The following is an 8,305-nucleotide window of genomic DNA, read 5'->3' as shown; positions in this document are numbered from 1 at the left end:
TGAGGTCGGAGGTGTCCAGGGGCACCGCGTCGTCGGCGGCGCGCAGCGGTGAGTCCGCCCGGGTGGAGTCGAGCCGGTCCCGGCGCTGCACCGAGGTCCGCGCCTGAGAGGGGGTCGACTCCCGGCCCCGGGCCGAGTCCTGGGCGCTGCGGCGCCGTGCGCGGACGTCGGCCGAGGCGTGCAGGTACACCTTGAGCCCGGCGTCCGGGACGACCACGGTGCCGATGTCCCGGCCGTCGACCACGATGCCCCCGGCCGTGGCGACGGCGTCGGTGATGATCCGTCGTTGTTCGGCGACGAGCAGACCGCGCACCTCGGACACGGCGGACACGGCCGACACCGCGCGGTTCACCTCCTCGGTGCGGATCTCGGCACCGACGTCGACACCGTCCAACCGCGCCGTCGGCGCCTGCGGGCTGGTGGCCACCCCGACATCGGCCTGCCGGGCCACGGCGGCCACGGCCTCCGCGTCCGCCGGGTCGACACCCGCGCGCAGCACGGCCAGCGTGACGACGCGGTACATCGCCCCGGTGTCCAGATAGCCCGCCCCGAGGGCCGCGGCCAGTTCGCGTGCGGCCGTGGTCTTCCCGGTCCCCGAAGGGCCGTCGAGTGCTACCACCCCGCGTAGGGCTCCCGCCACCGACCGTTCCTTCCCCTGATGTGGTCATCGTGTGCGGGCCCCATTCTGCCTGCCGGTCAGTCGTGCGGGGCACCCAGGCGTTCGGCGAGGTCGTCGACCACGACGGTGGACTCCTCGCGGGCGCCGATGTGGTAGGCCACGCCACCGAACAGCTGGGACAGCACGGGCGCGGTGATCACCTGGAACAGGGCGGCGAGCAGCAGCCCGGCCGCCCCGGACGGTCCCACCTGCAACGCGCTGCCCAGCAGCACGAGCAGGAGTCCGACCGTCTGTGGCTTGGTCGCGGCCTGCAGGCGGCTCGGCACGTCCGGGAACCGCACCAGCCCGATCCCGCCGAGCACGCAGAACACCGCGCCGGAGAGCATGCTCACCGCGGTGAGCACGTCGAGCACGATCACCGGTCACCTCCCCAGCGCTCCACGAGCCGGACGGCACTGACCGACCCGATGAAGCTCAGCAGCGCCACCGCGAGCAGCAGCGCCACATTGAGTCCGAGACCGGACCAGGCCATCCCCACCGCCACCCCGGCGACGATCAGCACCAGCACCACGTCGAGGGCGAGCACCCGGTCGAGCGCGCCGGGACCGCGCAGCATCCGGCCGAGGGTGCACACCCCGGCGACGGTCAGCAGAACGTAGGTCGTGACGTAGACGACGGTCATGACTCCTCCTCCGGCGGCGCCTCGGGGGACTTCTCGGGGGAGACCGGACGCCCGCGGCGCAGCCGGTCCGCCCGGTCGGCGGCCCGGCCCGCCTCGTCCGCGGTGCCGATCGCGCGGACCACCCGCACCTGCAGCGCCAGCGCCTGGTCGTGCGCGTGGTCGGCCTGCTCCCGGCTGCGCACACCGAGCGAGTACACGTAGAGAACCCCGCCCGCCCGGTCGATCTGGATCACGAAGGTGTCCGGGGTCAGCGAGATCGCCCCGGCGGCGGCGGCGATCACGTGGTCCAGGTCGGACAGCGTGGGCACGGCGACGACCGCGGCCCGCACCCGCGGGCCGTACCGGATCACCTCGACGGCGGTGCGCAGGGCGGAGGAGAACAGGTCGACGATCACGTAGCCGATCAGCCGGGCCAGCCGCACCGGCCGCAACACCGGGAAGTGCACCGCGGGAAGGGGGAACAGCACCAGCACCCCGAGCGACACGAGGACCCCCGCGACGACCGTGCCCGGGGCGACCGAACCCCACAGCAGGATCCAGACCACCACCAGCCAGACGAACAGCGGCAGGGACAACGTCGACAGCTGGCGTCGCACGGGTCTCACGGGGAACCTCCCCCGACGAGCACGGACTGCCGGTACGGGCCGCGGTCGAGGAGGTCGGTGGCGGCCCGTTCGGCGACACCGGACACCGGCCCGGCCGCGACGGTGATCGCGAGGCCGACGAGGGCCATGCCGATGGTCGCGGTCAACATCGCCCGGGAACGCGTGCCGGTCCCGACGGTGAGCTCGTCGTTCGGGTCGACGTCGGCCACCGGGGCGCGCGGCCGTCCCCAGAACACCGACGCCCAGACCTTGCTCAGGGCGTAGAGGATGAGCAGGCTGGTCACCACCGCCCCGCCGGTGACCACGTAGGCCATCGGGGTGCCCAGTTCCACCCCCGCCCGCAACAGCGTGACCTTGGCCACGAACCCGGAGAACGGCGGGATACCCGCCAGGCTGAGCGCGGGCACCGAGAACACGATCGCGATCAACGGGTAGCCGCCGGCCACCCCGCACATGTCGTGCAGCGACGCGGTGCCGGTGTACCGGGTCACCAGTCCGCTGACCAGGAACAACGCCGCCATGACGGCGATGTGGTGGATAATGTAGACGATCACCCCGACGAGCCCGGTCACGGTGAACAGCGCCAACCCGAACAGCATGAACCCGATCCCGGACACCAGCAGGAACGACAGCACACGGTTGAGGTCGTTCTGCGCGATCGCGCCGAGCGCACCTACCACCATCGTCAGCAACGCCACCGCGAGCAGGAAGTTCCAGTCGGCGGCGTTGGAGAACAGCAGCGTCTGGGTCCGGATGATCGCGTACACGCCGACCTTGGTGAGCAACGCCGCGAACACCGCCGTGATCGGCGCGGGCGCGGTCGGGTAGCTGTCCGGCAGCCAGAAGTGCAGCGGCACCACCGCCGACTTGATGCCGAACACCACCATCATCAGCAGCCCGAGCGCGGTCCGCACCCCGGACGGCAGCCCGGCGATGGCGTGCGAGAGGTCGGCGAGGTTCACCGTGCCGGTGGCGGCGTAGACGATCGCGATCATCGTCAGGAACAGCAGCGACGAGGTGAGGCTGACGATGACGTAGGTCATACTCGGCCGGATCCGGCTCGCCGTCGTCTGCCGGGTCATCAGCACGTACGAGGCGGACAGCATCATCTCGAACGCCACGAACAGGTTGAACAGGTCGCCGGTCAGGTACGCCAGCGACACCCCGGCACACAGCACCAGGTACATCGGGTGGAACGCGGTGGTGGTGGAGACCCGTCCGGTGTCGGTGACCCGCTGTCCGATGGCGAACACGAGCACGCCGAGCATCACCACGATGGAGACCAGCAGCAGCAGCGCCGCCAGCCGGTCCGCGATCAGGGTGATGCCGACCGGGGCCGCGTAGCCCCCGAGCTGGAGCACCACCGGCCCCGAAGCGTCGGCCCGTACCAGCAGCACGCCGGCCACGACGGCGATGAAGGTCAGCACCAGCAGGCTCAGCACGCGCTGGGCCGCGGGCACCTGCCCCACGAGCAGGGAGACCGCCGCCGCCAGCAGCGGCACCAGCACGGGCAGCGCCACGAACAGGGTCATCGGGCGTGTCCCCCCTCGGCCCGCGATCCCGCGCCCCCGGCGTCGTCCCGGCCGTACCGGGCGAGCTCGGCGTCGGCCTCCGCCCGGGCGTCGGCCTCGGCGCGGGCGATGCGGCGGTCCTCCAGGTCGTCCTGGACCTCGTCGTCGCCGAGCAGCACCCACGCGCGGTAGGCCAGGGCGAGCAGGAACGTGCTCAGCCCGAAGGTGATCACCACCGCGGTGAGTGCGAGGGCCTGCACCAGCGGGTCGGCCATCTCCCCGACCGGCACCAGTCCCACGAACGCGGGCGAGCCCGGGGGACCGCCCGCGGCCTGGAGGAACAGGTTCGCCCCGTGTCCGACCACGACGAAACCGAGGATGACCTGCATCAGGGACCGTTGCATGAGCAGGAAGAACCCGGCGGCGTAGACCACACCGAGGACGACGGTGGTCACGAGGTCAACGGTCATCGCCACCCCCGTTCCCGGGCCCGCCGCCGGTGGCGTCCTCCGCGGTGCCCATACCGCTCTCCCCGCCGCCGACCAGCCCCTCGCGCCGCTCGCGTTCCAGTTCCCGCTTCTCGATCCCGGCGCCGAGGGTGCGCAGCAGGTCCAGCACCACACCGAGGATCAGGACGTACACCCCGAGGTCGAAGGCCAGATTGCTGGCGAACTTCACCTCGCCGAACAGCGGCAGCTCCGGCTCCCACGAGCCGCTGGTGAGCGCGGGGTGTCCGGACACCATCGGGAGCAGGGCGGTCACCGTCGACAGCGTCAGGCCCGCACCGATCACCGCGGGCGGCCGGATCCGCACGGCCGCGGCCAGTTCCATGCTGCCGCCGGCCACGTAGCGGAGGACGAACGCCAACCCGGCCACCAGCCCGCCGGGGAATCCGCCGCCCGAATGATTGTGCCCGGCGAAGAGCAGATACACCGACAGCACCAGCACGGTCGGGAAGACGACACGGACACCGACCTCGAGCTGCAGCGACCGCGGCCACCCTCCGGGGCTGCGCGCGCTGCGCAACCACCGTTGCCGGGGAACGTCCAGCGATTCCCACTCCGACCCCGAGCTCATCGGTCGCCCTCCCCCGCATCCTCGGGCGGGTGTCCGGCCCCACGCCCGCCGGACCGGTCTCCGGACGCGGTGGTGTCCGGCTCCGTGGCGTCCGGCTCCGTGGTGTCCGGCGCGTTGCCCACGACGGGGCTCTCGGTGACCGGCACCACGCGGCTGCGGCCCCGTGCCAGGGCCAGGCCGAGCGTCGCCGCACCGACCGCGGCCACCAGCAGCACGGTGATCTCGCCGACGGTGTCCAGCGCGCGGAGGTCGACGAGGATCGCGTTGACGACGTTGCTGGCCCCCGCCTCGGGTTCGGCCAGTTCGGCGTAGGCCCGCCCCACACGCGAACGTGACTCGCGCAGGCCGGAGAAGACGACCGCGAACACCGCCACGAACGCGCCCGCGGCCACGGCGACCACCGCCTTGAGGAGGGTGCCCCGGCGGCTGACCGGGTGCTGCCGGACGAACGGGGCGGACACGCGGCGCAGCACCAGCACGAACACCACCAGCGTGAGCGTCTCGACCAGGAACTGGGCCAGCGCGAGGTCCGTGGCGCCGAACACGAGGAACAGACCACCCACGCCGTACCCGACCATCCCGGTGAGCAACACGGCGGTGAGCCTGCGGCGGGCGAACGGCAGCGCGAGCGCGGCCACCACCACCAGCAGCGACAGCGGAAGCTGGAGGGCGGTGTGCACGAACGTCGGTCGCCCCGGCCCCACCGACCCGGTGATCAGCCCCCAGGTCGGCACCACGACCAGCGCCACCAGAATCGTGCTCAGATACACCGGGAGCGATCCCGTCTGGATCCGCGCGGTGAGCCCCTGGGCGAGCCGGTTCACCCCGCGCAGGGTCGCCCGGTAACCGGGGTCGGCCTGCAGCGCGCTCGGCAACCACCCGGCGGTCCGTTCGAACACCGCGCTCCGCCGGTGCAGCAGGTAGCCGCCCACGAGGATGACCGCCGACAGCAGCAACGGCAGGGTGAGCCCGTGCCACAGTTCGAGGTGGTAGTCCTGCCCCGGGAAGCGGTCGGCGTAGGTCCCGGCGAACCGTTCGACCGCCCCCGGCACCACCCCCAGCACCAGGCTCGCCCCGGCGGGGACCGCGATCGCCGCGGTGAACACCGCCCCGGGACCGCGGGCCGCGTCGGGTCGCCCGTCGCTGCCGCCGAACGCGCCGACCAGGAAGCGGACGGTGTAGGCGGTGGTGAGCACCGATCCGAGCACGATCCCGGCCAGGATCAGCGCATCGGTGACCGTGGCGTGCGAGAACGCCTCCAGCGCGGTCTCCTTGCCGATGAACCCGAGCATCGGTGGCACCCCCGCCATCGACGCCGCCGCCAGGGTCGCCAGGACCGCCAACCCCGGCCAGCGCCGGCCGAGCCCGGACAGTTCGCGCAGATCGCGGGTGCCGGTCCCCTTGTCGATCGCCCCCGCGGTCAGGAACAGCGCAGACTTGAACAGGCCGTGCACCAGGATCATCGTCGCGCCCGCGAGTTCGGACACCCGCGTGCCGCCCGCCAGCAGCACCATGAGGAACCCCAGTTGGCTCACCGTGCCGAACGCGAGCAGCAGCTTGAGGTCGTACTGCCGCATCGCGCGGTACCCGCCGAGCAGCATCGTCCACAGCCCCACCACGACCAGGGGCACCCACCACTCGGGGCGGTCGGCGAAGGCGGGGGCGAAGCGGGCCACCAGGTACACGCCCGCCTTGACCATCGCCGCCGCGTGCAGGTAGGCGCTGACCGGGGTGGGGGCCACCATCGCCGCGGGCAGCCACGGGTGGAACGGCACCTGCGCCGACTTGGTGAACGCACCGACCAGCAGCAGCGCGATCCCGGTCGTGGCCGCGGCCCCGGTGGGCGGGTCGGCGACGATCCCGGAGATCCGCAGGGTGCCCGCGGCCGTGCCGAGCAGGATGAGCCCGAGCAGCATGGCCAGCCCACCGAGCGTGGTCACCAGCAGCGCCTGCCGGGCCGAGCGGCGTTCCTCCCGGGTGAGTCCGCTCCCGCCGACGAGCAGGAACGAGCAGATCGTGGTGACTTCCCAGAAGACGTACAGCGAGAAGACGTCGTCGGCCAGGACCAGTCCGAGCATCGCGCCCGCGAACAGCACCATGACCGCGGCGTCGCGCCCGATCCCCGCCTCCCCCGGCTTGGCATAGCGGGAGAAGTAGACCAGCACCACCGTCCCGATCCCGGTGACCAGGGCGACCATGATCGTCGCCAGCGAGTCCATCCGGACGGTGAACTCCAGGCCGAGCGCGGAGGCCCAGACCACGCGCTCCGTGGCGGGCAACGTGCCCAGCCGGGTCGCGGCGGCGACCAGGGCGAAGGCCGGTGCCAGCGCGCCGATCGCGAACGCACGGCGGTCCCACCGGCGGGCGAGCGCAGGGAGCGTCGCCGCCACCGCGAGATGCACGACGATCGCGACCAGCACCGTGCCCGCTTACCCGCGGCGACGTCGGGGCAAACGCCGGGAGGTCCGGTCCGGTGCGGCCGGTGGGTGTACCACCGGCCGTCAGCGGTCGGCGGCCTCCAGCTCGATCGCCCGGCGCATGGTGGCGCGGGCGCGTCGCCGGTCACCGGCGACGTCGTAGGCATGGGCCAGGCGGTACCAGCGGCGCCAGTCCTGCGGGTCGGCCTCCAGTTCGGCACGGCGCCGCGCGAACCAGTCGTCCGCGGCCTCCCGGTCCACCCGGCCCGAGGGCCTGCGCGGCAGGTCGGAGACGTCCGGCAGCCCGCCCTCGTCCTCCAGTCTGCGGGCCAGCCGCTGGATGCGCGCGCCCGACCGCCAGGTGGCCGCCACCAGCCAGACGCCCAGCACCGGCAGGACGAGCACACCCAGCCCGAGCACCACCGCGGGCACCGAACCGTCCCGGATCAGCGCGACGGCCCGCCCGGCCAGCAGGACCAGGTACACCCCCACCGCGACCGTGAGCAGGACTGCCACATTGCGTGCGCGCACCGCTCGCCCCGTCACAGGTCCAGCACGTGTTCGAGCCCCACGGTCAGGCCCGGACGCCGGAGCACGGAGCGCACGCCGAGCAGCACCCCGGGCATGAAGGAACTGCGGTCCAGGGAGTCGTGCCGGATCGTCAGGGTCTCCCCCTGGGTGCCGAACAGGATCTCCTCGTGGGCGACCAGGCCGGGCAGGCGCACCGAGTGCACCCGCACCCCGTCGACGTCGGCGCCCCGCGCCCCCGCCAGTTCCGAGGTGGTGGCGTCGTCGGCGGGACCGTGCCCGGCCCCGGCGCGCGCCTCGGAGATCAACCGTGCGGTGCGCGCGGCGGTGCCGGAAGGCGCGTCGGCCTTGCGGTTGTGGTGCAGTTCGACGACCTCGGCCGCGTCGTAGAACCGGGCTGCCTGCTCGGCGAACTTCATGGCCAGCACCGCGCCCAGGGCGAAGTTCGGCGCCAGCAGCACCCCGAGCGCGGGCTTGGCGGCGAGCCACCCGCGCAGCTGATCGACCCGCTCGTCGGTGAACCCGGTGGTGCCGACCACCGCGTGCAGGTCGTTGTCCACCGCGAAGCGCAGGTTGTCCATCACCGCGTCCGGGTGGGTGAAGTCGACGACGACGTCCGCCCCGGTCAGGGCCTCCCGGCCGTCGTCGGCGTCCACGGCGGCGGCCAACCGCATGTCGGGGGCGGACTCGACGGCGGAGACCGCCTCCGCGCCCATGCGGCCCCGCGCGCCGAGCACCCCGACCCGGATCGGGTCCTGCTCGCCTCGGCCTGCGGATGCGCGCGTCATGCAATCACCTCGTGCAGCTCGTCGGGAAGGTCGTCGGAGTGAGCGTACGGCCCGACCACGGCCGCCGCGGTGCGGCCG

The 8,305-nt window shown here is 73.0% G+C and carries 10 protein-coding genes; all 10 read right to left on the bottom strand.

Annotation, left to right across the window (positions count from 1 at the left end; all coding sequences use genetic code 11):
- Window positions 1–640, bottom strand: a 640-nt coding sequence (gene cmk / locus SACPADRAFT_RS27005) for a (d)CMP kinase (protein WP_007025530.1), incomplete at its 3' end; no start/stop codon positions are given.
- A 56-nt stretch (window positions 641–696) separates the two neighbouring features.
- Window positions 697–1,038: a monovalent cation/H(+) antiporter subunit G gene (mnhG, locus tag SACPADRAFT_RS0211050; RefSeq protein ID WP_007025529.1), complete on the bottom strand. Its 342-nt coding sequence runs from the start codon at window positions 1,036–1,038 to the stop codon at window positions 697–699.
- On the bottom strand, window positions 1,035–1,301 hold the full coding sequence (locus tag SACPADRAFT_RS0211045; protein WP_007025528.1) for a monovalent cation/H+ antiporter complex subunit F: 267 nt from the start codon (window positions 1,299–1,301) through the stop codon (window positions 1,035–1,037). Before SACPADRAFT_RS0211045 ends, mnhG begins: the two co-directional genes overlap by 4 nt.
- The gene (locus SACPADRAFT_RS0211040) at window positions 1,298–1,906 is read right to left on the bottom strand and encodes a Na+/H+ antiporter subunit E (RefSeq protein WP_007025527.1); all 609 of its coding nucleotides are present in this window, start codon (window positions 1,904–1,906) and stop codon (window positions 1,298–1,300) included. Before SACPADRAFT_RS0211040 ends, SACPADRAFT_RS0211045 begins: the two co-directional genes overlap by 4 nt.
- A complete protein-coding gene (locus SACPADRAFT_RS0211035; RefSeq protein WP_007025526.1) occupies window positions 1,903–3,438 on the bottom strand; it encodes a Na+/H+ antiporter subunit D in 1,536 nt (511 codons plus the stop codon). Before SACPADRAFT_RS0211035 ends, SACPADRAFT_RS0211040 begins: the two co-directional genes overlap by 4 nt.
- Entirely contained in the window at window positions 3,435–3,887 is a 453-nt protein-coding gene (locus SACPADRAFT_RS27000) for an NADH-quinone oxidoreductase subunit K (RefSeq protein WP_007025525.1), read from the bottom strand. Before SACPADRAFT_RS27000 ends, SACPADRAFT_RS0211035 begins: the two co-directional genes overlap by 4 nt.
- Window positions 3,877–4,494 carry an MnhB domain-containing protein gene (locus SACPADRAFT_RS26995; protein ID WP_007025524.1) on the bottom strand — a complete coding sequence of 206 codons (618 nt, stop codon included), beginning with the start codon at window positions 4,492–4,494 and terminating at the stop codon, window positions 3,877–3,879. The genes SACPADRAFT_RS27000 and SACPADRAFT_RS26995 overlap by 11 nt, the downstream gene beginning before the upstream one ends.
- A complete protein-coding gene (mbhE, locus tag SACPADRAFT_RS0211020; RefSeq protein ID WP_007025523.1) occupies window positions 4,491–6,914 on the bottom strand; it encodes a hydrogen gas-evolving membrane-bound hydrogenase subunit E in 2,424 nt (807 codons plus the stop codon). The genes SACPADRAFT_RS26995 and mbhE overlap by 4 nt, the downstream gene beginning before the upstream one ends.
- An 81-nt stretch (window positions 6,915–6,995) precedes the next feature.
- Window positions 6,996–7,442: a hypothetical protein gene (locus tag SACPADRAFT_RS0211015; protein ID WP_007025522.1), complete on the bottom strand. Its 447-nt coding sequence runs from the start codon at window positions 7,440–7,442 to the stop codon at window positions 6,996–6,998.
- A gap of 11 nt (window positions 7,443–7,453) precedes the next feature.
- Window positions 7,454–8,227 (bottom strand): 4-hydroxy-tetrahydrodipicolinate reductase, encoded by a 774-nt coding sequence (dapB, locus tag SACPADRAFT_RS32685; protein ID WP_007025521.1) that lies wholly within the window; start codon window positions 8,225–8,227, stop codon window positions 7,454–7,456.
- Window positions 8,228–8,305: the final 78 nt, after the last annotated feature.

This window comes from Saccharomonospora iraqiensis subsp. paurometabolica YIM 90007 (assembly GCF_000231035.2).
In the GTDB taxonomy this organism is placed as follows: Bacteria; Actinomycetota; Actinomycetes; order Mycobacteriales; family Pseudonocardiaceae; genus Saccharomonospora; species Saccharomonospora paurometabolica.
The sequence above is the reverse complement of the archived record's forward strand: the minus strand, read 5'-3'. Positions and strand labels throughout refer to the sequence as shown.